Origin of the sequence: Massilia sp. LjRoot122 (genome assembly GCF_964252725.1) — a bacterium.
GTDB lineage: Bacteria > Pseudomonadota > Gammaproteobacteria > Burkholderiales > Burkholderiaceae_D > Telluria.
On the sequence record NZ_CAXUPB020000001.1, the window covers coordinates 2,847,287 to 2,872,155 of the forward strand.

Sequence of the window (24,869 nt, forward strand, 5' to 3'; positions counted from 1 at the left end):
ATGGCCTTTTTCAGCAATGCCAGTACGCGCGCCAAGCTGGTCGCCGGCTTCGGCCTCATGATCGCCCTGCTGGCCGGCGTCAGCGCGCTGACCTACCACGCCACCACGAAGATGGAGGCATCGCAACGCGCCCTGTTCGAGGACGACCTGGAAATCGCATTCGACGCGATGCGCGTGCGCAATGAGCTCAACCGCGACCGGGTGGCGATGCTGTCGGCGGTGGTCGGCGACCCCGGCGGGGCCGACGCAGCGGCGACACTGACCCTCAGCGCCGACGTGATGAAGAACCTCGCCGACATCGGGCTCAAGCTCGATGCCGGTGCCCGGCTGCCGCAGGGGCCCGGCGGCGCGTCCGCAGGAAATGTCGCCAATTACGGCCAGCTGGCCGCCAGCCTGCGCGACTACATGGCGCTGCGCGAGCGCGAGGTGGCGCCGCTGCTGGCCGCCGGGCGCCGCCAGGAGGCGGGCCGCGCCATCGTCGGGCCGCTGCAACAGCGCTTCGTCGCACTGCGCGACATCGCCGAGCGGGTCAGTAACCAGGAGTTCGCGCACGCCACCGCGCGCATGCACGCCACCACGGCGCTGGGCGAGCAGACCAGGGGCGTGCTGCTGGCAGCCAACCTGGCTGCCTTGCTGGCCGCCGCGGCGCTGGTGTACTGGCTCGACCGGATCATCGCCGCGCCGCTGAAGCAGGCGACCCAGGTTGCCGGCCGCATCGCGACGGGCGACCTGAGCGTGGCGGTGCCGGCGCCGCGCGGGAAGGACGAAGTGGGCCAGCTGCTGGCCGCGCTGGGGCAGATGGTGGGCGCATGGCGCCAGCTGATGACCGAAACCAACAGCGGCATCGCGACCCTGGGCGCGGCCGCCACCGAAATCCTGGCCAGCACCATGCAGGGGGCGGCGGGAGCCTCCCAGACCGCCGCGGCGGTCAGCGAAACCACGGCCACGGTCGAGGAAGTCAAGCAGACCGCCATGCTCACCAGCGACAAGTCGCGCCGGGTCTCGGATGCCGCACGCCAGGCCACCGGGACCGCTGAGCGCGGCCGCCAGGCGGTGGAAGAAGGCATGCGCGGGATGCGCAACGTGCAGGAGCAGATGGAATCGATCGCGGGGACCATCGTGCGCCTGTCCGAACGCAGCCAGGCGATCGCCGACATCACGGCCACCGTGGGCGACCTGGCGGACCAGTCGAACCTGCTGGCGGTGAATGCCGCGATCGAAGCCGCCAAGGCCGGCGAGCACGGCAAGGGCTTCGGCGTCGTCGCTCAGGAAGTGCGGGCGCTGGCCGAGCAGTCGCGCCAGGCGACGCGCCAGGTGCGCGAGATCCTCGGCGACATCCAGAAGTCGATCGGCGCCGCCGTCATGATCACCGAACAGGGCTCGAAGACGGTGGCCCAGGGCGTGGCCCAGAGCCAGGATGCGGGCGAAGCGATCCGCTCGCTGGCCGAAGGCATCGCCGATGCGGCCGAGGCGGCGGCCCAGATCGCGGCCTCGAGCCAGCAGCAACTGGCAGGCATGGACCAGGTGGCGCTGGCGATGAGCAACATCCATCAGGTGAGCGCCGAGAATGCGGCCAGCTCGCGCCAGGCCGAGCAGGCGGCCCAGAACCTCAACGAACTCGGGCTGACGCTGCGCCAGCTCAGCGAACGCTTCAAGGTCTAGTGCGCATGGGCAATCCGCGATGAGCGATCCGAACGGGAGCTTCCAGCAAAGGCTGCTGGCGATCTTCGCCGACGAGGCACGCGGCCACCTGGCGAACATCGGGGACGGCCTCATCGCGCTGGAGGCAGCAGAAGCGGCGCAACGGCCCGCAGGACTGGAAGCGGTGCTCAAGACCCTGCACACGCTCAAGGGGGCGGCGCGCTCGGTCGACCTCGACCACCTCGAGCGCCTGTGCCACGCGCTGGAAGGTCTGTGCGGGGCGCTGCACTGGGCGCCGGGGCTGCTCGGCGCCGCGCAGTTCGACCTGCTTCACCGTGCCCTGACCCTGGCACGCGAGCTGGCCGGCACGCCCACCGGGCGTACGCTGAACCGTGCCCTGGCCTTGTGTGCGGAACTCGACCAGGCCGCCGCGGCGGTGCAGGCCGGGGACGCAAGCGAGGCCATCGTGAGCGCTCGCGCCGCGCCGCCGCCGGTCCAGGAAGCCGCGAAACAGGAAGCCCCGGACGAGGCAGCGGACGAGGCAGCGGAAGAGACCCCGGCCGGCCCCGCGCTGCCTGCGCTGCTGCGGGTCGATGCGGCCCAGCTCGACGCGATCCGGACCGAGGCCGAGGCCCTGCTGGCGGCGGAGCTGTGCCTGCAGCATCAGGCAGGCGAGCTGCGCGCACTTGCCGCCGCGCTGGCGCAGCAGCGGCGCGCCGGCGCCGCCGACGCGACCGCGCCGGAACTGCAGTGCGCGCGCCTCGCGCAGTCGCTGGGCGCGGCCTGCCAGGGCCTGGCCGGAACCCGCCAGCGCCTGATGCAGGCCGTGCTCGAGACCGCGCTGGTGCCGTTTTCCGAAGCGCTCGACGAACTGCCGTCGCTGGTCCGCAAGCTGGCGCGCGGGCGCGGGCTGGAGGTGACGCTGGTGATCGAGGGCGCTGGCGTGCGCATCGACCGCCGCCTGCTGGGCGTGATCCGCGAAGCCCTGATCCACATGGCGACCAACGCGGTCGACCACGGCATCGAGCCCCCCGACGCACGCCTGGCGGCCGGCAAGTCCGCGGTGGGCACCCTGAAGATCGCCGTCAGCCAGCCGGACGCGCGCCACGTGCTGCTGGAGCTCAGCGACGACGGCGCCGGCTTCGACGGCGCCGCCCTGGCGCGCGCCGCCGGCCTGTCGCCGTCCGAATCCGGGCGGCTGGACGAAGCTGCCCGCCTGGCCCTGGCGCTGCGTGCGGGCGTATCCACCCGGGCCGAAGTGACCCAGGTTTCCGGCCGCGGCATCGGCCTGTCGATCGTCGCCGACAAGGTGGCGGCAGCGGGTGGCACGCTGGCGCTCGACAGCACGCCAGGCGCCGGCAGCCGCTTCGAGCTGCTGCTGCCGGTGAGCCTGGCAAGCCAGCGCGCGCTGGTGGTGGCCTGCGGCGGCCAGCGCTATGCGGTGCCGCTGGCGGCGCTGCAGGCGGTGCGCGCACTGGGGCCGGCCGATACCGGCATGGTCGAGGACCGCGAGACGGTGGTGGAGCAGGGCCGCGTCCTGCCCCTGGTGCGGCTGGCCGCCCTGGCGGGGGCGCCCGAGGCAGCAGGTCCGGCCAAAGGCGTCGCGCTGCTGGTGGGCGGCGCTCGTCCCTTCGCCCTGCTGGTGGACGAGATCCTGGCCGAGCAGGACATCCTGCCGCGCGGGCTCGGCCCGCTGCTGCAGCGCGTGCGCCACGTCAGCGGCGCCACCCAGCTCGGCGACGGCGCCCTGGTGCCGGTGCTGGCGATGGACGACATTGCCGGGCACGCGAGCGGCGCCGTGCCCGCGGCGCCGGAAGGGCCGCAGGCCGGCGCCCATGCCGGGAGCGGCCGCGCCACGCGGGTGCTGGTGGCCGAAGACTCGCTCACCTCGCGCCTGCTGCTCAAGCATATCCTCGAAGGCGCCGGCTGCGAGGTCGAGACCGCCCCCGACGGCCTGGCGGCCTTGTCGCTGCTGCGCCATCGGCGCTTCGACGCCGTCGTCAGCGACGTCGAGATGCCCCAGCTCGACGGGCTGGCCCTGACCGCCCGCATCCGCGCCGAACCGAAGACCGCCGAGCTGCCGGTGATCCTGGTGACCTCCCTGCAGACCCCGGCCGAACGCGAGCGTGGCCTGCAGGCGGGCGCCGATGCCTACCTGACCAAGGGCGCGTTCGACCATGACCAACTGCTTGCGGCCCTGCGCCGCCTCACCTGAACCCGGCGAGGAATGCTGATGAAGATGATCCGGGTCCTGGTGGTCGACGATTCGCCTTCGGTGCGCGAGCTGCTCGCGCACATCCTTGGCGCCGATCCGGCGCTGCAGGTGGTCGGCTGCGCGCCCGACGGCGCGCAGGGCCTCGAGATGGCGCTGCGGCTGCGCCCGGACGTGATCACGATGGACCTGCAGATGCCGAACATGGACGGCTATGAAGCCACCCGGCGCATCATGCAGGCCTGTCCGACCCCGGTGGTGGTGGTCAGCGGCGCCGGCAGCCATGCCGAGGTCGAGGCGGGTTTCCACGCGATCGAGGCGGGGGCGCTGGTGCTGGTGCGGCGCCCGCCCGGCCCGGCGCATCCCGAGTATGCCGAGAGCGCCCGGGCCCTGGTGCGGACCGTGAAGTCGATGGCCGAGGTGCGCGTGGTGCGGCGCTGGAACGGCAGCGCGACAACGGCCCGCCCTCCCGCGCCGGCGCCGGCGCGCAGGCCGGCGCCGCGGCGCCTGGTCGTGCTGGGCGCCTCGACCGGCGGCCCGGCCGTGCTGCGCGACATTCTTGCCGAGCTTGGCCCGGCATTTCCGCTGCCGGTGGTCATGGTCCAGCACATCGCCCCCGGCTTCACCGCAGGGCTGGCCGAATGGCTGGGCCAGGCCAGCGGATTCCCGGTCTCGGTGGCCGCCCATGGCCAGCAGCTGATGCCGGGCCATGGCTATCTGGCGCCCGAAGGCAGCCAGCTCGAGGTCACCCGCTCGCTCGAGGCAGCCCTGGTGGAAGGGGTCCCGGAACACGGCATGCGGCCGGCCGTGGCCCACCTGTTCCGTTCCCTGCCGCCGGAGCTGCGCTCGGCGGCGGTTGCGGTCCTGTTGACCGGAATGGGCAAGGACGGCGCCGAAGAACTGAAACGGCTGCGCGACGACGGCGCGGTCACCATCGTGCAGGACCGCGGCAGCGCGGCGGTATACGGCATGCCGGGCGAAGCGCTGCGCCTGGGAGCCGCGATGCTGGTGCTGGAGCCGGCCCGGATCGGCAAGGCCCTGCACACGATAGCCAACCAGCCGGAGGGGGGACTGTCCGTCCTCGGCTTATAGAAACCAGCAATGATTAAAAACCACGAACATAGCGCCGAAGTACAGGACGAAGTCGAAATCCTGGTGGTCGAGGACAGTGCGACCCAGGCCCGCCACCTGGCCCACCTGCTGACGGACGAGGGCGGCTACCGGGTGCGCATCACCGGCAACGGCGAAGAAGGACTGGCGGCGGCGCGCGAGCGCCGTCCTACCCTGATCGTCAGCGACATCAACATGCCGGTGATGGACGGTTTCACGCTGTGCCAGCAGGTCAAGAAGGACCCGGACCTGCGCGACATACCGGTCATCCTGCTGACCTCGCTGACCAGCCTGTACGACGTGATCCGCGGCCTCGACTGCGGCGCCGACAATTTCATCCGCAAGCCCTTCGATGCCCGCTACCTGCTGGGCCGCATCCGCTTCATCCTGGCCAACCGCTACCTGCGCAGCGACGAGCGGGTGCAGCTCGGCATGCGGGTCAGCCTGGGCGGCCAAACCCACTTCATCACGGCCGAACGCCAGCAGATCTTCGACCTCCTGATCTCGACCTACGAGGAAGCGATCCAGATGACCGAGGAGCTCAAGGCCCAGCAGGAAAGGATCACGCGCTCTTACCAGTCGCTGCAGGGGCTGTACCAGATCGCCGGGGCGCTCAATCCCGCCATGAGCGAGCAGGCGGTGGCCGACGGCGCGCTCGACGGCGTGCTCGATTTCCCGGGCGTGGAGGGCGGCTGCGTCAGCCTGTACGACGAGGACGGTGTGCTGCGCGTGGTGGCCGTGCGTGAGCTGGCCGGCGGCGCGCCGCAGCCGGGAGAGGTGCTGGCATGCCGCTGCGCCCAGCGCCTGACCGAGGGCAGCCTGCGCGAGCCGGAATTCCTGCACGAGTGCACCGGCCTGGCCGCGACGGTCGCCTGCGTGCCGCTGGGCGCGGGCGGGCGCAGCCTGGGACTGCTGCACCTGCAGGTCGCGGCCGCCGCGCAGGCCGGCGGCGACCTGCAGGTGCTCGGCACCATCGGCCATCAGATCGGCGTCGCCGTCCAGCGCGCGCAGTTGTACGCCAACATGGAATCGCAGGTGCGCGAGCGTACTCAGGCCCTGCAGTCCGAGCGCAACCTGCTGTCCGCCGTGGTCGAGACCACCGCCGCGCTGGTCGTGCTGACCGGCGCCGACGGCAGCATCCGCATGTTCAACCGCGCCACCGAAGAGGCCTTCGGCTGGACCGCCGACGAAGCGGTCGGGCGCCCGGCCTGGGAAGTGTTCCAGATGAAAGGGGACCCCGACGCGCTCCGGCGCTTCTACCATGACCTGCCGCTCGAGCAATTGCCGCCGCAGCTACAGTCCGAGTGGCTGACCCGCAGCGGCGGGGTACGCTCGGTGGTGTGGTCGACCGCGCCGCTGCGCGGGACCGACGGCCGCATCGAGGCGGTGCTCTCGACCGGCCTTGACGTCACCGAGCTACGCGGCGCCGAGGAACGGCTCAAGTACCTGAGCAACTACGACATCCTGACCGGGCTGCCCAACCGGGTGCTGCTGCGCGACCGCGTCGGCCAGGCCCAGGAGCAGGCCCTGGCCGGGCGCATGGTGATGGGCTTCCTGCTGCTGCGTTTCGGGCGCATGCGCCTGATCCGCGAAACCCTGGGCGCCCAGGCCGAGCAGGACCTGATGCTGCAGGTGACGCGGCGCCTGGCGGTCCGCAGCGGCGCCGCCAGCGACACCGTGGCGCGCTACAACGAAGGCATCTTCGCGCTGGTGGCGGTGCGCTCCAGCGTCGAGGAGCTGGGCCTGCTGGCGCGCCAGCTGCTGGCCGAGATGGACCTGATCTTCAGCTGGGAACAGGAAGAACTGCACCTCGACCCGCGCATCGGCATCACCGTCTTCCCGAACGACGGCGAGGATTTCGACACCCTGGCGCAGGGCGCGGAGAATGCGCTGAGCCGGGCCGACGCCGGCAGCGGCGAACGCTGCGAATTCTACCGGCCCGAGTTCAACCAGGGCGCCGACGCCCGCTTCCGCCTGGAGAGTGCGCTGCGGCGCGCGATCGAACGCGAGGAATTCCTGCTGCACTACCAGCCCCAGGTCGACCTGAAGAGCGGGGCCATCATCGGCGTCGAGGCGCTGGTACGCTGGCGCCACCCTGAACTGGGCATGGTGCCGCCCGGCCAGTTCATCGGCCTGGCCGAAGAAACCGGCCTGATCCTGCCGATCGGCGAATGGGTGCTGCGCCAGGCCTGCATGCAGTGCCGCGCCTGGCAAGAGGCCGGGCTGCGCGTCGTCCCGGTGTCGGTCAACCTGTCCGCGCGCCAGTTTTCCGAGCATATCCCGGCCACGGTGGCGCGCATCCTCGAGGAGACCGGCCTCGAGCCGCGCCTGCTGGAACTCGAGCTGACCGAAAGCGCCTCGATGACCGACCCGCAGAAATCCTTCGCGATCCTGCGCGAGCTGAAGGGCATGGGCGTGCGCCTGGCGATCGACGACTTCGGCACCGGCTATTCGAACCTGAATTACCTGAAGCGCTTCCCGGTCGACAAGCTCAAGCTCGACCAGTCCTTCGTGCGCGACATCGTCTCCGATCCCGACGACCTGTCGATCTCGCGCGCGGTGATCGCGATGGCGCACGGGCTGCGCCTGACCGTGATCGCCGAGGGCGTCGAAAGCCAGGGCCAGCTGGCGCTGCTGGCCGACCACGGCTGCGACGAGATCCAGGGCTTCTTCTTCAGCCGTCCGGTGCCGGCCGAGATCTGCGAGCAGCTGCTGCGCGACGAAGTCTCGCTGAGCCTCGACCTGCTGGCGCGCACACCCTATGCCCGCACCCTGCTGTACGTGGACGACGAGGTGAACCTGCTGACGGCGGTGCGGCGGGCGCTGCGCCACAAGGGCTATGTGGTCCTGTCCGCGGCGAACGCCGAGGAAGCCTTCGAGATCATGGCGACGACCGAGATCGGCGTGGTCCTGTGCGACCAGCGCATGGCCGGCATGGACGGCGCCACCTTCCTGTCCCGGGTCCGCCATATGTACCCGGAGGTGACACGCATGGTGCTGTCGGGCTACACCGACCTGCAATCGGTGACGGACGCGGTCAACCACGGGGCCATCTTCAAGTTCCTGACCAAGCCCTGGATCGACGAGGAGCTCGACGCGGCGCTGCGCGAGGCATTCGCCGAATATGAGGGCAAACGGACGGCGTCGCGCGGCGCCGGGCAGGCATGATGACGCGCCGGCATTCCTGGTTGCCGCCCGCGCTGACCTTCGCCTGCGGCCTGGTCCTCACGGCGCTGGTCTACGGCGCGGTGCATGAAGTCGAGGAGGGTCGCCAGCGCGCCGAATTCAAGGAGGCGGCCAACCAGCGCATCGCGCTCCTGCGCGAGGGGCTCGAAGCCACGGTGGACGTGCTCGGCACGGTCACGCGCCTGTTCACGACCATGCAGCCGGTTTCGCGCGCACAGTTCGCCGCGTTCACGCGGCCGATGCTCGAACGCCATTCGCAGGTCGAGGTGATCGGCTGGCAGGCACTGGTGCCCGACGCCGAGCGTGCGCAGTTCGAGGCCGCGCGCCGCCGCGAGCTTCCCGGCTTCGCCGTGCGCGAACTGGTTGACGGCCGGCTGGTTCCGGCTGCCCGCCGGCCCAGCTACCGGGTGGTCGACTACCTGGCCCCGCAGGAAGGCCATGAGGGCGCGCTCGGCCTGGATGCGGGCGCCCGGCCGGAACAGGAAGCCGCGATGCGGCGCGCCTGCCGGAGCGGAGAGGCCGCCATGACCGGGGAGTTCAATCTCTTCTTCGGCAACCGGCAGCAGCCGGGTTTCGTCATCATGATGCCGGTGTACCGGGACGGGACCGTGGTAGCGCCGGGTGGAAACCAGTGCGACCGCGTCGCCGGCTATACCACGGCCATCTTCAGCAGCCATGCGCTGGTGCAGCGCACCCTCGGCGCACAGCCCCCAGGGCAGCGCCCGGTCGGGTCGGTCCGGCTGTATGCGGCAGCCGGGCCCGACCCGCGCCATCTGGTTTACCTGAAAGAAAGTCCCACCGCGCCGCGCGGCGCCCTGATCTTCGACGGGGATCGGCCGCAATCGGTGGCGCGCACCATCAAGGTTGCCGGCCAGCCCTTGCATCTGGTGGTGAGCCCGCCGGCGCCCGCGTTGCTGCGCGATCATCTTGGTTCACTGCTGACGCTCGCCGGCGGGCTTTTGCTCAGCCTGGGCGCGGCCGCCTTTGCCGGCGTGCTGGCCACGCGTGCGCGCAGGGTGCATGCAATGGTCGACCAGCGCACCGCCGAGCTGACCCGGGCCAGCGCCAGCCTGCAGCTGCGCCAGCAGGCGATCGAGGCCTGCGTCAACAGCATCATCATCGCCAGTGCGGAAGGACCGGATTATCCGGTCGAATATGTCAATCCCGCCTTCGAACGCCTGAACGGCTACCGCGCCGCCGAGGTGATCGGCCAGGGCTGCATCCGCATGCTCGGCAAGGGCTTGGCGCGGAGCGGCGTGCGCGACATCATGTCCATGGCGCGCGAGCGGCGCGGCGGCGACGTCCTGCTGCGCACCGAGCGCAAGGACGGGACCGAACTCTGGTGCGAAATGTATATCGCCCCATGTGCCGGGCCGGATGGGGAAGTGCGTCATTTCGTCGTGGTCCAGCACGATATTACCGAGAAGCGCCGCTACGCCGGCGAACTCGAATACCAGGCAACCCACGATGCCCTGACCGGACTGGCAAACCGCAAGCTGCTGCGGCGCCGCCTGCAGGAGGAAATCGCCGCCGCCGGACGTGCCGGGCAGGCGGTGTCGGTGCTGTTCCTCGACCTCGACCGCTTCAAGTTCATCAACGACAGCCTGGGTCATAAGGCGGGCAACATCTTCCTGAGCACCATCGCCGACCGCCTGAGCCAGGCGGTGCGCATCGGGGACATGGTGGCACGCCTCGGCGGCGACGAGTTCGTGCTGGTCCTGCCGGAGCGCGCCGGCGGGCCGCTCAGCGGGGCCGCCATCGAGCGCATCATGGGCGCCGTCGCCGAGCCGGTCGCGATCGACGGCCAGGAATTCGAGGTCGGCTGCAGTGCCGGCATCGCCAATTTCCCGGCCGACGGCACCGACCCCGACGTGCTGATCGACTGCGCCGACCGGGCGATGTATGCGGCCAAGCAGCGTGGTCCGCACCAGTTCCAGTACTTCCTTCCGGAGATGCACCAGCAGGCGCACGAGCGCCTGGAACTGGAACGCGCCCTCGGCGGAGCCCTGGCCGCCGGCCAGTTCCAGATCGTCTACCAGCCCTGGGCAGACCTGAGCAGCGGCCGGGTCGCCGGGGTCCAGGCCCGGCTGCGCTGGCAGCATCCGGTCCTGGGCCTGCTGCCTCCGGAACGCTTCCTGCCGGTGGCGGAAGAAAGCGGGACCGGCGCCGTGCTCGGCGCCTGGCTGCTGGAGCAGGCCTGCCGCCAGGTCCGCGCCTGGCGCGACGGCGGGTGCGGCGACCTTGCCCTGGCGCTCGGCCTGGGCCGGCGCCAGATGAAGGAAACCGGCCTGCCCGGGAAGGTCGGGCAGGTGCTGGCGGAGACCGGATTGCCGCCCCACTGCCTGCGCCTGGAGCTGGCCGAGAGCGCGGTGGCGGGCGAGGATGTCCAGGTCCTGCCGGTGCTGAACGGCCTGCGCGCCCTCGGTGTGCGGCTGGCGATCGACCGCTTCGGAACCGGCCAGGTCACCCTTGCCGAGCTGCGCCGCCTGCCGATCGACGTCCTGCAGATCGACCGCTCCCTGATCCGCGACTTGCCGGGTCACCGCGGCGCCGAGGCCATCACCGACGCGATCGTGTCGATGGCGCACAGCCTTGGCATCCGGGTCCTGGCGGGCGGAGTCGACACCGAGGCTCAGTGCGAATTCCTTTCCCGCAATATGTGCGACGAGGTCGAAGGCGAACTGCTCGCGCCGCCGCTGACGCCGGAAGCGGCGGGTGCGCTGCTGGCGGGGAACGCCGGCCTGCCTGCGCGCCTGCTGCGCCTGCACAAGCGCGAACGTACCTTGTTGCTGGTGGACGACGAGCCCAACATCCTTGCCGCGCTCAAGCGCCAGATGCGCGGCATGGGCTGCCGCATCCTGACCGCATCCGGCGGCCAGGAAGGGCTGGCGATCCTCGAGCGCGAGGCGGTCGACGTGATCGTATCGGACCAGCGCATGCCCGGCATGACCGGCGTCGAGTTCCTGCGCGTGGTGAAGCAGTCGCACCCGGACACGGTGCGCATGGTGCTGTCCGGCTTCACCGAGCTGCAGTCGGTGACCGATGCGGTCAACGAAGGCGCGATCTACAAGTTCCTCACCAAGCCCTGGGACGACACCCAGCTGCGCGCACATATCGAGGAAGCGTTCCGCAACAAGGAGATGGTGGACGAGAACCGGCGCCTCGGACTGGAGCTGCGCACCGCCAACCACGAGCTGGCCGCGGCCAACCGCCAGCTGGAGGACGTGCTGGAACAGCAGCGCGAACAGATCCGGCGCGACAGCATTTCGCTCGACATCGTGCGCGAAGCGCTGCAGCGGGTGCCCCTGCCGATTCTCGCGCTCGACGAAGACCGCCAGGTCGCCTACGCCAACGTGGCCGCACGCCGCCTGTTCGGCGACAGCGGTACACTGCTGGGAAGCTCGGCCGCCGAAGTGATGCCAGGATTGTTGCTGGACCTCGAGGGCCTGGATGGCGGCGCATCGCTGTCGACCGAGATGGGCGGGCGGACCTACGAGGTGGTGGCCCACAACATGGGCCGTGGGACCCGCTCGCGCGGGACCCTGCTGTCCTTTTCCCCGATCCGCTCAGGAGAGCAAGATGAATGAGGCTTCAAGGGAAGTCATGCTGGACGAGGCGACGGTGGGCATGACGCTCGCCTGCGACCTGCTCGACCAGGCTGGCACGGTGCTGCTGCACCGCGACAGCGTGCTGACCGACGGCCTGCTGGCGGCGCTCGCGCGGCGCGGCGTCGCACGGGTCCGGGTCGCCGGAGAGCCGGATGGTCCGGACCGGTCCGGTGCGCGGCGCGAACGTGCCGCCGCCCGCCTGGCGCACCTGTTCCGCCACGGCGCCCAAGGTGTGGACGCCGAGCTGCGGGCCTGCCTGCAGGACTACCGGATGGAGGCGCGGTGAGCGCGCACCAGATCACGCTCGAGCAGGCGCTTGCGCGGCTGCAGGACCTGCCTGCATTGCCGCTCGTGGTCACCGAGCTGCTGGCCAGTTTCGACGATCCCGAGGTCGAACTCGGGGAGCTTGCGGCCAAGGTCTCGAACGACCAGGCACTCGCGGCCAAGACCTTGCGCCTGGCCAACTCGTCATTCTACGGCCTCCAGTCGCGCGTGCGCACCATCAGCCAGGCGATCGCAGTGCTCGGCTTCGACAGCGTTCGCTCGCTGGTGGTGGGGGCCGGGGTGATCGGCGGTTTCCAGGAAGGACGGGCGCAGGGCTTCGATTTCGACGGCTTCTGGCGCCATGCGATCGCCACCGCCTTGTGCGCGCGTGCGCTCGCGCGCCATGCCCGCTGCAATCCCGAGCTGAGCTTCGTGGCCGGGCTGTTGCACGACCTTGGGCGCCTGGTGCTGGTGACCCGCTTTCCCGAGCACTACGCGGAGGTGCTGGCACAGCGCAGCCTGCGCGACTGCGGGCTGCTCGAGGCCGAGCGCGCCGTGCTGGGCATCGACCATGCCCAGGTGGGCCGGGCCCTGGCCCAGCACTGGCGCATACCCGAGATGATTTGCCGTACCATTGCAAATCATCATCATCCGTTGCAGCAGGACTATGGCGACCTGCCTGCCGTGGTGCACGTGGCCAACGTGATCTCGCATGGCCTCGACCTGGCCGGGGACGAGGACGAGCTGGTGCCCGCCCTGGTGCAGGGTGCATGGGACAGCCTGCACCTCACGCCGCCCGCCCTGCGGGCCGTGTTCGCGCAGACCGAGGCGCAATTCGAAGACACCTGCCAGATCCTGGCATCCAGACCCTGAAAGGAATAGGACATGAGCACCCACGCGAGCCGGCAGCCCGAGGCGGCGCCGGTTGAAGCGGCAGCCAGCGCGACCGAGCAGCTGGAACTGGCGATGCAGCGCCTCGAAGAGGACATTCGCAAGCGCGAAGCGGCCGAGTCCGAACTGATGCGCAGGAACGCCGAGCTGACCGAACTGAACGCGCGCCTGTCCAAGGCCCAGGAGCAGCTGGTGCAATCGGAGAAGCTGGCCTCGATCGGCCAGCTCGCGGCCGGCGTCGCCCACGAGATCAACAATCCGATCGGCTACGTGTTCTCGAATTTCGAGACCCTCGGCACCTACATCGCGCGCATGCTCGACATGTTCAAGGCCTATGAAGAAGCCGAGGCGAACATCGGGTCGCCGGAAGTGCTGGCGCGGCTGCGCCAGATGCGCGCCGGGATCGACCTCGACTACCTGATCGAGGACATCCCGGTACTGATGTCCGAGTCGCGCGAAGGCATCACCCGGGTGCGCAAGATCGTGCAGGACCTGAAGGATTTCTCACGGGTGGACGCCAACCAGGAATGGCAGTGGGCCGACCTCCACGCCGGGATCGACTCGACCCTGAACATCGTCAGCAACGAGGTGAAGTACAAGGCCGACGTGGTGCGCGAGTACGGCGACATCCCGGAGATCGAATGCCTGCCGTCGCAGCTGAACCAGGTGTTCATGAACATCATCGTCAATGGCGCCCATGCCATCGGGCCGGCGCGCGGGCGGATCACGATCCGCACAGGCAGCACAGGCAGCGCCGGCGGCAGCGTCTGGGTCGAGATCACCGACAACGGCAGCGGCATCGGGAAGGAGCACCTGCCGCGGATCTTCGATCCCTTCTTCACCACCAAGCCGATCGGCAGCGGTACCGGCCTCGGGCTGTCGCTCTCGTACGGCATCATCCAGAAGCATAACGGCCACATCACGGTCCGGAGCGAGCCGGGCCAGGGCACCAGCTTCCGCATCACGCTGCCGGTGCGCCACCTGCCTTCGCCCGGCCAGGAGCAGTCGCGGTGAGCGGGCAGGGGGTGATCCTGTGCGTGGACGACGAGCCGCACATCCTGTCCGCGCTGCGCCGCCTGTTCCGCTCCCAGGGCTACGAGATCCTGTGCGCCGGCAGTGCGCGCGAGGGGCTGGCCATGATGGAGGAACGCGCGGTCGATCTGGTGATCTCGGACATGCGCATGCCGGAAATGGACGGGGCCGAGTTCCTGGAGCGCGCGCGCACAGCCCATCCGGACGTGCTGCGCATGCTGCTGACGGGCCACGCCGACGTGGCCCAGATCATGGGCGCCGTCAACCGCGGCCAGATCTATCGGTACATCACCAAGCCCTGGGACGACAACGATATCCTGCTGGTGGTTCGCCATGCCTTCGAGCGCCGCGCGCTGGAACAGGAGAAGCGGCGCCTGGAAGCGCTGACGCAAGACCAGAACCAGCAGTTGCGCGAGCTGAACCAGGGGCTGGAGGCCCAGGTGGCGCGCCGCACCGCCCAGCTGAAGACGGCCCACGACGAATTGCTGGCCTCGCACGAAAAGCTCAAGCGCAGTTTCCTGACCTCGATCCGGGTGTTCACCGGGATGATCGAGCTGCGCGACGCCAGGCTGGCCGGCCACTCGCGCCGGGTGGCCGATCTGGCGCGCCGCATCGGCCAGCGCATGGGTATGATCGCGCACGAGACCCAGCAGGTGTTCGTGGCCGGGCTGCTGCACGAAATCGGCAAGATCGGCTTTCCCGACACCTTGCTCGAACTGCCGGTGTCGATGATGAACGGCGAGCAGGTCAACCAGTACCGGCAGTATCCGATGCGCGGCCAGCAGCTCTTGATGCCGCTGGAAGACCTGGCGGAGGCGGCCGCGCTGGTCCGTTCGCACCAGGAGCGCTTCGACGGCGAAGGCTATCCGGACCGGCTGGCGGGGCTCAACATCCCGCTGGGCGCGCGCATCCTGGCGGTGGCGAGCGACTACGACAACCTGCAGCTCGGTATTCTCGCGCGCAACAAGCTCTCGCGCGAACAGGCGGCGGCGCTGATACTGGACCGGCGCGGCACGCGCTATGATCCGGCGGTGGTGGCTGCGTTCATCGAAGTGACCACGGGCCGCAGCCCGGCGCCGGAAGCGCCGCCCGACCGGGCGCTGCCGGTGTCGGCGCTGCGTCCGGGCATGCGCACGACGCGCGACCTGATCACGCGCGACGGCCAGTTGCTGCTGTCGGCCGACCACGTGCTGACCGAGCGCCTGATCGGGCAGATCGCCGATTTCGAGAAATCCGGCAGGGAGAGTTTCACCGTGCATGTAAGAATGGAAGGAGAAGCGACATGAGACGCGTCCTGCTGGTCGACGACGAACCGAACGTCCTGAGCGCCCTGCAGCGCGCCCTGCGCCGCTTCCTGCCCGAAAGCGCAGTGGCGATCGAGACCTGCCAGGACCCGGAGCAGGCGCTGTTGCGCTGCGACGAGGCCGAGTTCGACGTGGTGATGTCCGACTACCGCATGCCCGGCCTGAGCGGCGGCGATTTCCTGCAGGTATTCAAGGCCGTGCAGCCGGACGCCGTGCGCCTGGTGCTGTCGGCCTCGAACGATGTCGTCGAAGTGATGGATGCGATCAACCGCGCCGAGGTGTACCGCTATGTCGCCAAGCCCTGGGAAGCGAAGGAGCTGGAAAAGGTGTTCGCCCAGGCCTTCGCCCGGCGCGACGAGCTGCTGGCGGCGCGCAGCGCCGCCGGCGAGGGGGAACAGGCCGGACTGAGCCCGCAGGAGCGCGAGGCGCGCCGCCTGGAAGCGGAGGAGCCGGGCATTACGCGGGTACGGCGCGACAGCGACGGCTCGGTCATCCTCGACTAAGAGCGTCAGGTGCCGACCCAGACGATCTTGAAGGTGAACAGGGCGGCGATCACCCACACCACCGGCGCCACTTCACGTGCGCGGCCGGTGAGCAGCTTGAGCACGGCGTAGGTGATGAAGCCGAAAGCGATGCCTTCGGCAATCGAGAAGGTGAAGGGCATGGTCAGCGCCGTGACCGCAGCCGGGATGCTTTCGGTGGAATCGCCCCATTCGACCTCGCCCAGGTCGGACAGCATCAGGCAGGCCACGAACAGCAGGGCAGGTGCGGTGGCGTAGGGCGGGACCACCGCGGCCAGCGGCGCGATGAACAGGCAGGCCAGGAACAGCAGCGCCACCGTCAGCGCCGTCAGGCCGGTGCGCCCGCCCGCCTGCACGCCGGAAGCGCTTTCCAGGTAGGCGGTAGTGCTCGAGGTGCCCAGCAGGCTGCCGGCGACGATGGCGCCGCTGTCGGCCAGCAGGGCCTTGTTGAGGCGGTCCATCTTGCCCTCGACCAGCAGGCCGGCGCGGCGCGCCACGCCCATCAGGGTGCCGGTGGCGTCGAACAGTTCGACCAGGAAGAACACCAGCACGATGTTCAGGATGCCGGCGGAGAGGGCGCCTGCGATGTCGAGCTTGAACAGGGTCGGCTCGATCGAGGGCGGCGCCGAGAATATCCCGTTGTACGTGTTCCCGCCGAAGAAGAAGGACAGCACCGTCACCAGCACGATGCCGATCAGGATCGCGCCCCGCACCCGCAGGCGGTCGAGCGCGACGATGGCGAAGAAACCGACCACGGCCATGATGGCTTGCGGCTTGTGCAGGTCGCCGGCCTTGACCAGGGTCGGCTCGTTGGCGACCACGATGCCGGCGTTCTTCAGCGCGATCAGGGCCAGGAACATGCCCAGGCCCACCGTGATCGCGACCCGCATCGAGGTCGGGATGCCGTTGACGATCATGCCGCGCAGGCCCAGCACCGACACCAGGATGAACAGGCAGCCCGAGATGAACACCGCGCCCAGCGCCGCCGGCCAGGCGATCCCCATGCCCAGCACGACCGCATAGGCGAAATAGGCGTTCAGTCCCATCCCGGGCGCCATCGCGATCGGATAGTTCGCATACAGGCCCATGACCGCCGTGCCGAGGGCGGCCACCAGGCAGGTGGCGACGAATACGGAATCCTTCGGCATGCCGGCGTCGCCCAGGATCGACGGGTTGACGAAGATGATGTAGACCATCGTCAGGAAGGTGGTCAGGCCGGCCAGCAGTTCGGTACGGACGTCGGTACCGCTTTGGGTGAGTTTGAAGAATCGGTCGAGCATCGCTGCGCTCCTTGGTTGTTTTGGCTGAAGCATACCATCCCGGCGCATCCGGGCCACGCGCCGCCGTGCCAATGCGCTAACATGGCAACTCCAACATTAATATCGACCCATCGTCATGCCGAAGAATAAGCGTCCGCTGCCCCGTACCTCCAACAATCCGCGCGAGCCCGACAACAGTGCCATGGCCCAGGAACTGGCCGACCTGGCCCTGGCCATCGCCGAGCGCGAGGAAGCACCGGGCTTCGGCAGCGCCGACGAGCGCGAGGAAGAGCTGCTGGGCGCGGTGCGCAAGCTGCTGCGCAAGAAGCGCGACGAAGCGCTGTACGAGGCCATCGAGGTGGCGCGCTATACCGACCCGGAGGCCTGCCGCCTGCTGCGCGGCCGCATCGAGGAAGAAGCCGCCAACCTGCGCCTGCGCCGCGACGATGGCGAATACGAGATCGACGCCTTCCTGATCCCGCTGTTCGTGCGCAGCCGCGGCGGCCTGCAGGCCGTGGAAGCTTTCCAGGATGCCGAGGCCTTCGAGGCGCTGGCCGCCAGTTTCCAGCCGGCCGCGCTCGAGAGCGCCGGCGCGAAGCTGGTGCTGGTCCAGCATGCCTACGACCTGGCCGAGATCGACCACATTACCTTTTCCAGGCTGCAGGAGATGCTGCGCGAGGCCGCCGCGTCGCTGCTCGAGAAGAAGCTGCAGCCGGCGCCGACCATCGAGGCCAGCATCCGCGGCTGGAGCGGCGAGCGCTTCGCGCCGGACGAGTCGGCGCTGGAACTGCGCTTCCTGCTCGGCTTCTCGCTCAAGCGTCTCGACGATCCCTTCTATGCGGTGCCGGCGGACGAAGAGGGCGCCGACGCCTGGTATGCCGCGCGCGAGGAGCGCTACCGTGCCTGGACCTTCCAGGTGGCGCTGCTGGTACGGCGCCTGCTGGCGGCCGATCCCGAAGGCATCCACGTCGACTTCCTCTACCAGGACCTGTTCTACGGCGCCAAGGAGCAGGGCGTCGCCGAGCTGAGCACCCTCGGCATCCTGTCCGAGGTGGCGCGGACGCTGGCCGCCAAGGACCTCGAAGCCGACCAGGTGCACGCCGCGGTCGCGCCGCTCGACGCGGGCGAACACATCATCCTGCGCATCAACCTGTACGCCCTGGACGGCGGCACGCCCTGGGGCAGCGTCGAGGCCCCGGTCGACCTGGCTGCCGACCTCGGCGCCGAGATCGACAACCTGTGCGATGCCCTGCTGTCGCTCGGCCTGGAGGGTGTATCGGTGGCGACCGGCTTCAGCGAGGACGGGCACGCCGAGGGTGCCGAGCCCTATCAGCCGGGCTGAATCAGGCCCAGATCAAGGTATTGGCGGCACCCGCAGCAGCCGCGTTTCTGCTAGGCGACAAGGCGATTCGCGTCTGCCGGAGGCCGTACGGACCAGCTTTTCCCGAATGAAAAACGGCAAAAGGCAGGCTTGGCAGCGTCGTGCACGCCCGTGTACGGTTAAAAGTGCGGCGGCAGTTCGTAGTGGATTTTCCTGTCTGGATGTAGGAGGCGCCCTACATGAGTGCGCTCGGCCGTAGGGTCTCCCCTATGAACCGTCTTTGTAACATCTGCTTGCAATATTTCTAATTAGAAATGTTGCAATGCATAAATGAAAATATTGGAAATTTTGCATGTTACGATTCCGGGGTCCGGTGCCGCGTTGCGTGCTGCCGGGGACTGGCACAGAGAGAAGAACCGCCAGGCTTTACCAACAAAATAGCGCCACGAAGGCGAAAGGAACTGAATATGCCGACCTTGATCGTGTTTTGCCATCTTCGCTGGGACTTTGTCTTCCAGCGTCCACAGCACCTGATGACCCGTCTGGCGGAACACTACGATATCGTGTTTGTCGAGGAACCGGTGTACAGCGAAGGGCAGGCATACCTGAAGAAGACGGCGGTAGCGCCGAACATCACGGTTTGCCAGCCGCATACCGCGATCCATGCACCAGGCTTCCATGACGACCAGATCCCGACCCTGCAGACCCTGCTGGCCGACCTCGTGCCGGAAGGTACGCAGCCGGTGGTCTGGTTCTACACCCCGATGGCCCTGCCGCTGCTGCAAGGCCTGAACCCGTCCAAGATCGTGTATGACTGCATGGACGAGCTGGCGATGTTCAAGAACGCGCCGAAACAGCTGCTGCAGCGTGAAAGTGCGCTGCTCAACATGGCGGACGTCGTCTTCACCGGCGGTCCCAGCCTGTACCAGTCGAAACGCGACCGCCACGCCAACGCCCACTGCTTCTCGAGCAGCGTCGACGCCAAGCACTTCCGCCAGGCCCAGGACCGCGCGATCTCGCACCCGGACCAGGCCCACATCCCGCACCCGCGCCTCGGCTTCTACGGCGTGATCGACGAGCGCCTGGACGTGGAACTGGTGTCGAAGATGGCGGACGCCCATCCTGAATGGCAGATCGTGATGGTCGGCCCGGTGGTCAAGATCGACCCGGCCACGCTGCCGAAGCAGCCGAACGTCCACTACATGGGCCAGCGCACCTACGACCAGCTGCCGAAGTTCCTGGCCGGCTGGGACGTCTGCCTGCTGCCGTTCGCGATCAACGACTCGACCAAGTTCATCAGCCCGACCAAGGTGCTCGAGTACATGGCAGCGGAACTGCCGGCCGTGTCGACCCCGATCACCGACGTCAAGGTGCCGTATGGCGACGTGGTCGCCATTGCCGAGACCCCGGAACAGTTCATCGCCGCCTGCGAACGCCAGCTGGCCATGAGCGAGAGCGAACGCCAGGCCATGGGCAAGCGCATGCGCGAGGTCGTCGCCAACACCTCATGGGACCTGACCGCATCGCGCATGCACGAACTGATCGAGAGCGCCGTCCCGGGCCGCCACGCGCGCCTGTCGGCAACGCCGGAGGCCAAGGCCGTGCCGGTGAAGGCCAATCAGGTGCCGGTGGCGAAGACCGCCTGACAGGGTAAGCGGCCAGCGCCCCGGGTAACCGGAAGCGCTGGCTGGCGACGGCACGGCGGCGGATCCTTCGGGATACCGCCGCCGTGTTCTTTTTCGGGCCCATTACGAATGGAGACGCAAAAAAGCCGGCGGGACGTCCCGCCGGCTGTCGCGATCGTGTGAGGATCAGTGCATGCGCTTAGCGGTTGCCGCCGCGTCCGCCGCCGTTGCCGCCGCCGTTGCCGCGATTGCCGCTCTGCTGGTTGCCGTCATTCTTGTGGCTCATGCGGCCGGCCTCGCGCGCCTCTTCGGAGCTGAACTCGTGGGCATTGCCCGAGGCATGTGCGGCGCGGCCGCCTTGCGAGGCGATCTCGCGCTGGCGCTGCGGATCCATCGAGGCGAAACCGCGGTTGCCGCTGTTGCCGCCGCTTTGGCTGTTGCCGCCGCTGCCGCTCTGCGAGTTGCCACGGTTGCCGCCGCCAGACGCGCGGCCGCCGCTCGACGCGATCTCGCGCTGCTTCTGCTGGTCCATCGACGCGAATCCGCGCTTGCTGTTGCCCTGGTTGTTCGATGCCATGATGATCTCCTTTATCGATGACAGGGTGAGTCGGAATCCCTTCGGCCCGGGCCCCGCGTCCTGCGGGGCGCTTGCCGGAAGAGGTGATTCCATCTTAGGCCGCCGGCCTCGGCTACGGAATAGGACTGCCCGGCCCATCGGTGTAGGACCGCTCCGGCGCATACGGCAGCGTCATCGGGTCAGTGCTTCATCAGTTCGGCCGGGGATGCGCCGGCTGGCGGCCAGCCTCCGACCGGATCGTGGGCACCGGCGACCCGCACCACCGACAGCGGGTGGGCGAACTGGATGCCTTCGCGCTGGAAGGCCCGGTAGACCTGGAGCAGGATGTCCTGCTGCGCATCCATGTGCAGGATGTAGTCCGGGCTCTTGAAGTGGTAGACCACCTCGAAGTCGAGCGACCAGTCGCCGTAGCGGAAGAAGTGGGCGCGCTCGAAGTCGACGTCGCTGCGGCTGCCGACGATGTCGCGGATCATCGCCGGAATCGCCGTTACCTGCGCTTCGCTGGTGCCGTAGGCGATCCGCAGAATGAAGGCGACCCGGCGCGACTGCATGCGCTTGTGGTTGTGGATCCGGCTCCTGAGCAGTTCGCCGTTGGAGAACACGATCTGCTCGCCGCCCAGGCCGCGCAGGCGCGTGGTCTTCAGGCCGATGTACTCGACCGCGCCGAGCGCATCGCCGACGATGATGAAGTCGCCGACCTCGAAGGGCTTGTCGAGCATGATCGACAAGGAGGCGAACAGGTCGCCGAGGATGTTCTGGGTCGCCAGCGCGACCGCGATGCCGCCGATCCCCAGGCTGGCCACCAGGGTGGTGATGTTGAAGCCGAAGTTATCCAGCATCATCAGGAAGGCGACCGTCCAGACCACCAGGCGCAGCATGAAGAACAGGATCGTGCTCGAGGCCTTGCGCGCGCCGTCGCCCGGCTGGGCGAGCAGCTGGCTGCGCCAGCCGCGCAGGGCGGTGTCGCCCCAGATCCCGAGCTGGAGGATCAGGGACGCCACCGCGACCCGCGACACCACCAGGCGCCAGCTGTCCGGCATCACCAGGAAGATACTGCCGAGGTAGACGCCGATCGCCAGCAGCAGCACCAGGTAGGTGCGGTTCAGCATCTTGACGACCAGGTCGTCGATCCGCGTCACCGTGCGCAGCGACAAATCGCCCAGCCGGCGCAGGAAGATCATGCGCAGGAAGACCATGGCGGCGGTCGCGCCGAGGCAGACGCCGATTGCCATGCTCCAGTTTTCCAAGTCATTGTTGTTCAACAAAAATTCCATCCACATCTCCATCGCGCATACCGCAAGAGGCGACAGTGTGCGGTGCGTGCGGCTTGCGGCGCGCACAATTGACAGGCCCTCGGGCTCGCCGATACAGTGGTCCGACGACAAGCGCATCGGCGGGAAGGCACCCAATAAGCTATGGCAAAACACAGCGTCTCGTGCGGCACCCTGGTGGTCAATCCGCGGCGTGAGCTGCTGCTGTGCCACGTTACCCACACCCCGAAATGGGACATTCCGAAAGGCATGCGGGACCCCGGCGAGACCGAGCTGGAAGCGGCCATGCGCGAATTGCGCGAAGAAACCGGGCTGGTGTTCGAGGCCGCCAGCTTCCGCGAGCTCGGGCCGTTCGGCTACCGGCGCGACAAGCGCCTGCACCTGTTCATGGCGGAGCCGGGGCCCGGCCTCGACAGCCTGGCCCACCTGCACTGCAGCACCACGTTCCCGCACCATGTGACCGGCGTGCCGACGCCCGAGATGGATGGCTACCGCTGGGCCGCGCGCACCGACGTGGCCGGCCTGTGCTGGCCGCGCATGGGCGAGGTGCTGCTCTCGATCGACTGGTGAACGCTCAGGAAAGCACTTCCTCGATGGCGGCCGTGGTTGCCGGCTTGGTCAGGTGCCGGTCGAAGCCGGCGCGCGCGCTGCGTTCGCGGTCGGCCTCGCCGCCCCAGCCGGTCAGGGCCACCAGGCGCACTTCCGCGTTGCGGGGATCGCGCCGGACCGCCTCGGCCACCTCGTAGCCCGACATGCCCGGCATGCCCAGGTCGAGGAACACCACCTGCGGCTGGAAACCCGCCATCATGCGCAGTGCCTGGTGGCCGTCGTTCGCCACCAGCGCCTGGTGGCCGAGCTGGCCCAGCACCGCCGCCAGGGTCTCGGCGGCGTCGCGGTTGTCGTCCACCACCAGCACGCGCCGGGCCTCGCGCTGTGGGGAAGCAGCAGGCGCCGCGCCGGCCGTTCCGCTCTCCGGCGCTGCCGCCGCTGCCGGGGTCCCCAGCGGCAGGCGTACCGTGAACACGCTGCCGGCGTTGGTGCCGGCGCTCGCCGCACGTACGCTGCCACCGTGCAGCTCCACCAGGCTGCGCACCAGCGACAGCCCGATCCCCAGCCCACCGGCCGCATGGCGCCGGCCTTCGCCGATCTGGGTAAACATCTTGAAGACGTCGTCCAGGCGCGCCGGATCGATGCCGATACCGTTGTCGGACACCGCGATCACGGCCTCGTCGCCGTCGCGTTCCGCGGCCAGCACGATGCTGCCGCCGCGCGGCGTATAGCGCGCCGCGTTGTTGAGCAGGTTCGACACCACCTGGGTCAGCCGGGTAGCGTCGGCATCCAGCGTCAGAGCGTCCTCGGGCAGGCGCAAGTCGAGGTGGTGGCGCGCCGCCTCGATCAGCGGCATGCTGGTCTCGACCGCGGCGGCGAGCACGTCTGCCAGGTCGATCCGCTCGCGCTTGAGGACGATCTGCCCGCGCGTGATGCGGGCCACGTCCAGCAGGTCGTCCACCAGGTGAACCAGCTGGCCGAGCTGGCGTTCCATGATCTCGTGGATGCGGGCCACGGCGGCAGGATCGCCCGGCTCGCGCCGGATGAACTGCAGGCCGCTGCGCAGCGGCGCCAGCGGATTGCGCAGCTCGTGGGCGAGGGTGGCCAGGAATTCGGTCTTGATCCGGTTCGCTTCCTCGAGGTCGGCCGCCATCTTGCGCAGCGCCTCCTCGCTGTTGCGGCGCTCGGTGATGTCGTTGAAGGCGATCGCGACCCGGTGCTGCTCCGGCAGCCCGATGCGTGCGGCATAGACGTCATACCAGCGGCCCAACTGGCGCGCCTCGTTCATGAAGCGCACCGGTTCGCCGGTGGCGGCCACGCGGCCGTAGATCTCGAACCAGTGGCGTTCGTGGCCCGGGGCCAGCTGGCGCATGGTGCGGCCGACCGCATCGGCGAGGCCGGTCTGCTTGACGAAGGCCGGATTGGTTTCCAGGAAGCGGTAGTCGCAGGCTTGCCCGGTATTGTCATACATCATTTCGATGACGCACACGCCCTGGTCGATCGAATCGAACAGGGTGCGGTAGCGTTCTTCGCTGAGGCGCAACTGCTGCTCGGCCTCGAACTGGCGCGAGGCGTCGATGACCACGCCGTGCATGCGCCGCGCACCGCCGTCTTCCGTTCGCGCCACGTGGCCGCGCCCGATGACCCAGCGCCACGCGCCGCCGGCACGCCGGATGCGGAAGGTCGCGTCGTAGGGCAGGCCGCGGGCGGCAGCGTCGGACAGCAGGGCCTGGACGGCAGGCGCGTCGTCCGGGTGGACGGCCTCGAAGTAGCGCTCCACCGGCGCGTCGTCGCGCAGCGCATCGGGGATGCCGAACCAGGCCGCCATGCGGGCGTCGCCGGCGACCCGGCCGGAGTCGATGTCCCAGGTCCAGATCCCCAGTTCGGCCGCGGCGATGATCGATTCCAGGCGCGCGCCGGTCTCGATCAGGGCCGCCTCGGCCCGGCGCCGCTCTGCCGCCGCCTCGAATGCGTCGATGTAGAAGCGCAGCTTGGCGCGCAGGATGACCGGGGACAAGGGCTCGGTCAGCACGGCGACCGCGCCGGCCTCGTACAGCGGCTCGACCGGGAAGGAAGGGTGGGCGGGGGCGCCGATCACGACCACCGGCGTGTGCGCCGAACGGCGCGCGGCACGGAGCTGGCGGACGGTCGTGGCCAGCGCGGCCGCGTCGCCGGCATAGCCGACCAGCATCAGGGCGAAATCATGCCGGCGCGCCTGTGCCAGTCCCTCGTCGTCCGAGCGGACATGGACGATCGCCTCACCCAGCTCGTCCGCCACCTGTCCGAGCACCGGATCGGGGAGCGGGCGCTCGCAGATGAACAGTACGCTGGCGTGGCCGGGCGGCGTCAAGGCCGGCCCCTGCGGGCAGAGTGTGGAAGCATGCGCGGATCCTTTGTCGTCTGGGCGTCAATCTACGGTCCCGATGCCTTCCTGTCAACGCCCATAGGCTTGCGCCGCGCTCCGGCAATTGCCAGTAGTATTTCCCGAGCACGGCCTG

Annotated in this window: 17 protein-coding genes; 13 read left to right on the forward strand and 4 right to left on the reverse strand. The window is 69.1% G+C overall.

Features of this window, described 5'->3' with window-relative positions:
* Genes ACSQ25_RS12320 through ACSQ25_RS12365 form a run of 10 tightly spaced genes read left to right on the forward strand, consistent with a single transcriptional unit; the run spans position 1 to position 15,751 of the window.
* The gene (locus ACSQ25_RS12320) at positions 1-1,662 is read left to right on the forward strand and encodes a methyl-accepting chemotaxis protein (protein WP_436105976.1); all 1,662 of its coding nucleotides are present in this window, start codon (positions 1-3) and stop codon (positions 1,660-1,662) included.
* A gap of 19 nt (positions 1,663-1,681) precedes the next feature.
* Entirely contained in the window at positions 1,682-3,856 is a 2,175-nt protein-coding gene (locus ACSQ25_RS12325; protein ID WP_436105977.1) for a hybrid sensor histidine kinase/response regulator, read from the forward strand.
* Positions 3,857-3,874: 18 nt separating this feature from the next.
* Positions 3,875-4,945: a chemotaxis-specific protein-glutamate methyltransferase CheB gene (gene cheB / locus ACSQ25_RS12330; protein ID WP_436105978.1), complete on the forward strand. Its 1,071-nt coding sequence runs from the start codon at positions 3,875-3,877 to the stop codon at positions 4,943-4,945.
* A 9-nt stretch (positions 4,946-4,954) separates the two neighbouring features.
* Positions 4,955-8,131, forward strand: coding sequence for an EAL domain-containing protein (locus tag ACSQ25_RS12335; RefSeq protein ID WP_436105979.1), 3,177 nt, complete (start codon positions 4,955-4,957; stop codon positions 8,129-8,131).
* Complete coding sequence (locus ACSQ25_RS12340) at positions 8,128-11,736, forward strand: EAL domain-containing protein (protein WP_436105980.1); 3,609 nt, start codon at positions 8,128-8,130, stop codon at positions 11,734-11,736. The genes ACSQ25_RS12335 and ACSQ25_RS12340 overlap by 4 nt, the downstream gene beginning before the upstream one ends.
* Positions 11,729-12,043: a hypothetical protein gene (locus ACSQ25_RS12345; RefSeq protein ID WP_436105981.1), complete on the forward strand. Its 315-nt coding sequence runs from the start codon at positions 11,729-11,731 to the stop codon at positions 12,041-12,043. The genes ACSQ25_RS12340 and ACSQ25_RS12345 overlap by 8 nt, the downstream gene beginning before the upstream one ends.
* Positions 12,040-12,894: an HDOD domain-containing protein gene (locus tag ACSQ25_RS12350; protein WP_436105982.1), complete on the forward strand. Its 855-nt coding sequence runs from the start codon at positions 12,040-12,042 to the stop codon at positions 12,892-12,894. The genes ACSQ25_RS12345 and ACSQ25_RS12350 overlap by 4 nt, the downstream gene beginning before the upstream one ends.
* Before the next feature lie 12 nt (positions 12,895-12,906).
* On the forward strand, positions 12,907-13,926 hold the full coding sequence (locus ACSQ25_RS12355; protein ID WP_436105983.1) for an ATP-binding protein: 1,020 nt from the start codon (positions 12,907-12,909) through the stop codon (positions 13,924-13,926).
* Positions 13,923-15,230, forward strand: coding sequence for an HD domain-containing phosphohydrolase (locus ACSQ25_RS12360; RefSeq protein ID WP_436105984.1), 1,308 nt, complete (start codon positions 13,923-13,925; stop codon positions 15,228-15,230). The genes ACSQ25_RS12355 and ACSQ25_RS12360 overlap by 4 nt, the downstream gene beginning before the upstream one ends.
* Positions 15,227-15,751, forward strand: a complete 525-nt coding sequence (locus ACSQ25_RS12365; RefSeq protein WP_436105985.1) for a response regulator — start codon at positions 15,227-15,229, stop codon at positions 15,749-15,751. Before ACSQ25_RS12360 ends, ACSQ25_RS12365 begins: the two co-directional genes overlap by 4 nt.
* Positions 15,752-15,756: 5 nt before the next feature.
* Here the strand turns inward: ACSQ25_RS12365 and ACSQ25_RS12370 are convergent, their stop codons facing one another.
* Complete coding sequence (locus tag ACSQ25_RS12370) at positions 15,757-17,049, reverse strand: NCS2 family permease (RefSeq protein ID WP_436105986.1); 1,293 nt, start codon at positions 17,047-17,049, stop codon at positions 15,757-15,759.
* A gap of 115 nt (positions 17,050-17,164) precedes the next feature.
* Here ACSQ25_RS12370 and ACSQ25_RS12375 point away from each other — a divergent pair, with 115 nt between their 5' ends.
* Together ACSQ25_RS12375 and ACSQ25_RS12380 are read left to right on the forward strand one after the other, a co-directional pair.
* Positions 17,165-18,370 carry a hypothetical protein gene (locus ACSQ25_RS12375; RefSeq protein ID WP_436105987.1) on the forward strand — a complete coding sequence of 402 codons (1,206 nt, stop codon included), beginning with the start codon at positions 17,165-17,167 and terminating at the stop codon, positions 18,368-18,370.
* Between the two features lie 446 nt (positions 18,371-18,816).
* On the forward strand, positions 18,817-19,995 hold the full coding sequence (locus ACSQ25_RS12380; protein WP_436105988.1) for a glycosyltransferase: 1,179 nt from the start codon (positions 18,817-18,819) through the stop codon (positions 19,993-19,995).
* A 178-nt stretch (positions 19,996-20,173) separates the two neighbouring features.
* Here the strand turns inward: ACSQ25_RS12380 and ACSQ25_RS12385 are convergent, their stop codons facing one another.
* Together ACSQ25_RS12385 and ACSQ25_RS12390 are read right to left on the reverse strand one after the other, a co-directional pair.
* Positions 20,174-20,713, reverse strand: a complete 540-nt coding sequence (locus ACSQ25_RS12385) for a KGG domain-containing protein (protein WP_436105989.1) — start codon at positions 20,711-20,713, stop codon at positions 20,174-20,176.
* A 17-nt stretch (positions 20,714-20,730) separates the two neighbouring features.
* Positions 20,731-21,825, reverse strand: coding sequence for a mechanosensitive ion channel family protein (locus ACSQ25_RS12390; RefSeq protein WP_436105990.1), 1,095 nt, complete (start codon positions 21,823-21,825; stop codon positions 20,731-20,733).
* Between the two features lie 141 nt (positions 21,826-21,966).
* Here ACSQ25_RS12390 and ACSQ25_RS12395 point away from each other — a divergent pair, with 141 nt between their 5' ends.
* On the forward strand, positions 21,967-22,392 hold the full coding sequence (locus ACSQ25_RS12395; RefSeq protein ID WP_436105991.1) for an NUDIX domain-containing protein: 426 nt from the start codon (positions 21,967-21,969) through the stop codon (positions 22,390-22,392).
* A 4-nt stretch (positions 22,393-22,396) separates the two neighbouring features.
* Here ACSQ25_RS12395 and ACSQ25_RS12400 read toward each other — a convergent pair whose 3' ends face one another.
* On the reverse strand, positions 22,397-24,721 hold the full coding sequence (locus tag ACSQ25_RS12400; protein ID WP_436105992.1) for a hybrid sensor histidine kinase/response regulator: 2,325 nt from the start codon (positions 24,719-24,721) through the stop codon (positions 22,397-22,399).
* Positions 24,722-24,869 lie beyond the last annotated feature (148 nt).

Excerpts from the sequence above, each read along its gene's own strand:
- ACSQ25_RS12320 (WP_436105976.1), top strand. The coding sequence starts at position 1 with ATGGCCTTTTTCAGCAATGCCAGTACGCGCGCCAAGCTGGTCGCCGGC.
- ACSQ25_RS12325 (WP_436105977.1), top strand. The coding sequence starts at position 1,682 with ATGAGCGATCCGAACGGGAGCTTCCAGCAAAGGCTGCTGGCGATCTTC.
- cheB (WP_436105978.1), top strand. The coding sequence starts at position 3,875 with ATGAAGATGATCCGGGTCCTGGTGGTCGACGATTCGCCTTCGGTGCGC.
- ACSQ25_RS12335 (WP_436105979.1), top strand. The coding sequence starts at position 4,955 with ATGATTAAAAACCACGAACATAGCGCCGAAGTACAGGACGAAGTCGAA.
- ACSQ25_RS12340 (WP_436105980.1), top strand. The coding sequence starts at position 8,128 with ATGATGACGCGCCGGCATTCCTGGTTGCCGCCCGCGCTGACCTTCGCC.
- ACSQ25_RS12345 (WP_436105981.1), top strand. The coding sequence starts at position 11,729 with ATGAATGAGGCTTCAAGGGAAGTCATGCTGGACGAGGCGACGGTGGGC.
- ACSQ25_RS12355 (WP_436105983.1), top strand. The coding sequence starts at position 12,907 with ATGAGCACCCACGCGAGCCGGCAGCCCGAGGCGGCGCCGGTTGAAGCG.
- ACSQ25_RS12365 (WP_436105985.1), top strand. The coding sequence starts at position 15,227 with ATGAGACGCGTCCTGCTGGTCGACGACGAACCGAACGTCCTGAGCGCC.
- ACSQ25_RS12370 (WP_436105986.1), bottom strand. The coding sequence starts at position 17,049 with ATGCTCGACCGATTCTTCAAACTCACCCAAAGCGGTACCGACGTCCGT.
- ACSQ25_RS12375 (WP_436105987.1), top strand. The coding sequence starts at position 17,165 with ATGCCGAAGAATAAGCGTCCGCTGCCCCGTACCTCCAACAATCCGCGC.
- ACSQ25_RS12380 (WP_436105988.1), top strand. The coding sequence starts at position 18,817 with ATGCCGACCTTGATCGTGTTTTGCCATCTTCGCTGGGACTTTGTCTTC.
- ACSQ25_RS12385 (WP_436105989.1), bottom strand. The coding sequence starts at position 20,713 with ATGCGCCGGAGCGGTCCTACACCGATGGGCCGGGCAGTCCTATTCCGT.
- ACSQ25_RS12390 (WP_436105990.1), bottom strand. The coding sequence starts at position 21,825 with ATGGAATTTTTGTTGAACAACAATGACTTGGAAAACTGGAGCATGGCA.
- ACSQ25_RS12395 (WP_436105991.1), top strand. The coding sequence starts at position 21,967 with ATGGCAAAACACAGCGTCTCGTGCGGCACCCTGGTGGTCAATCCGCGG.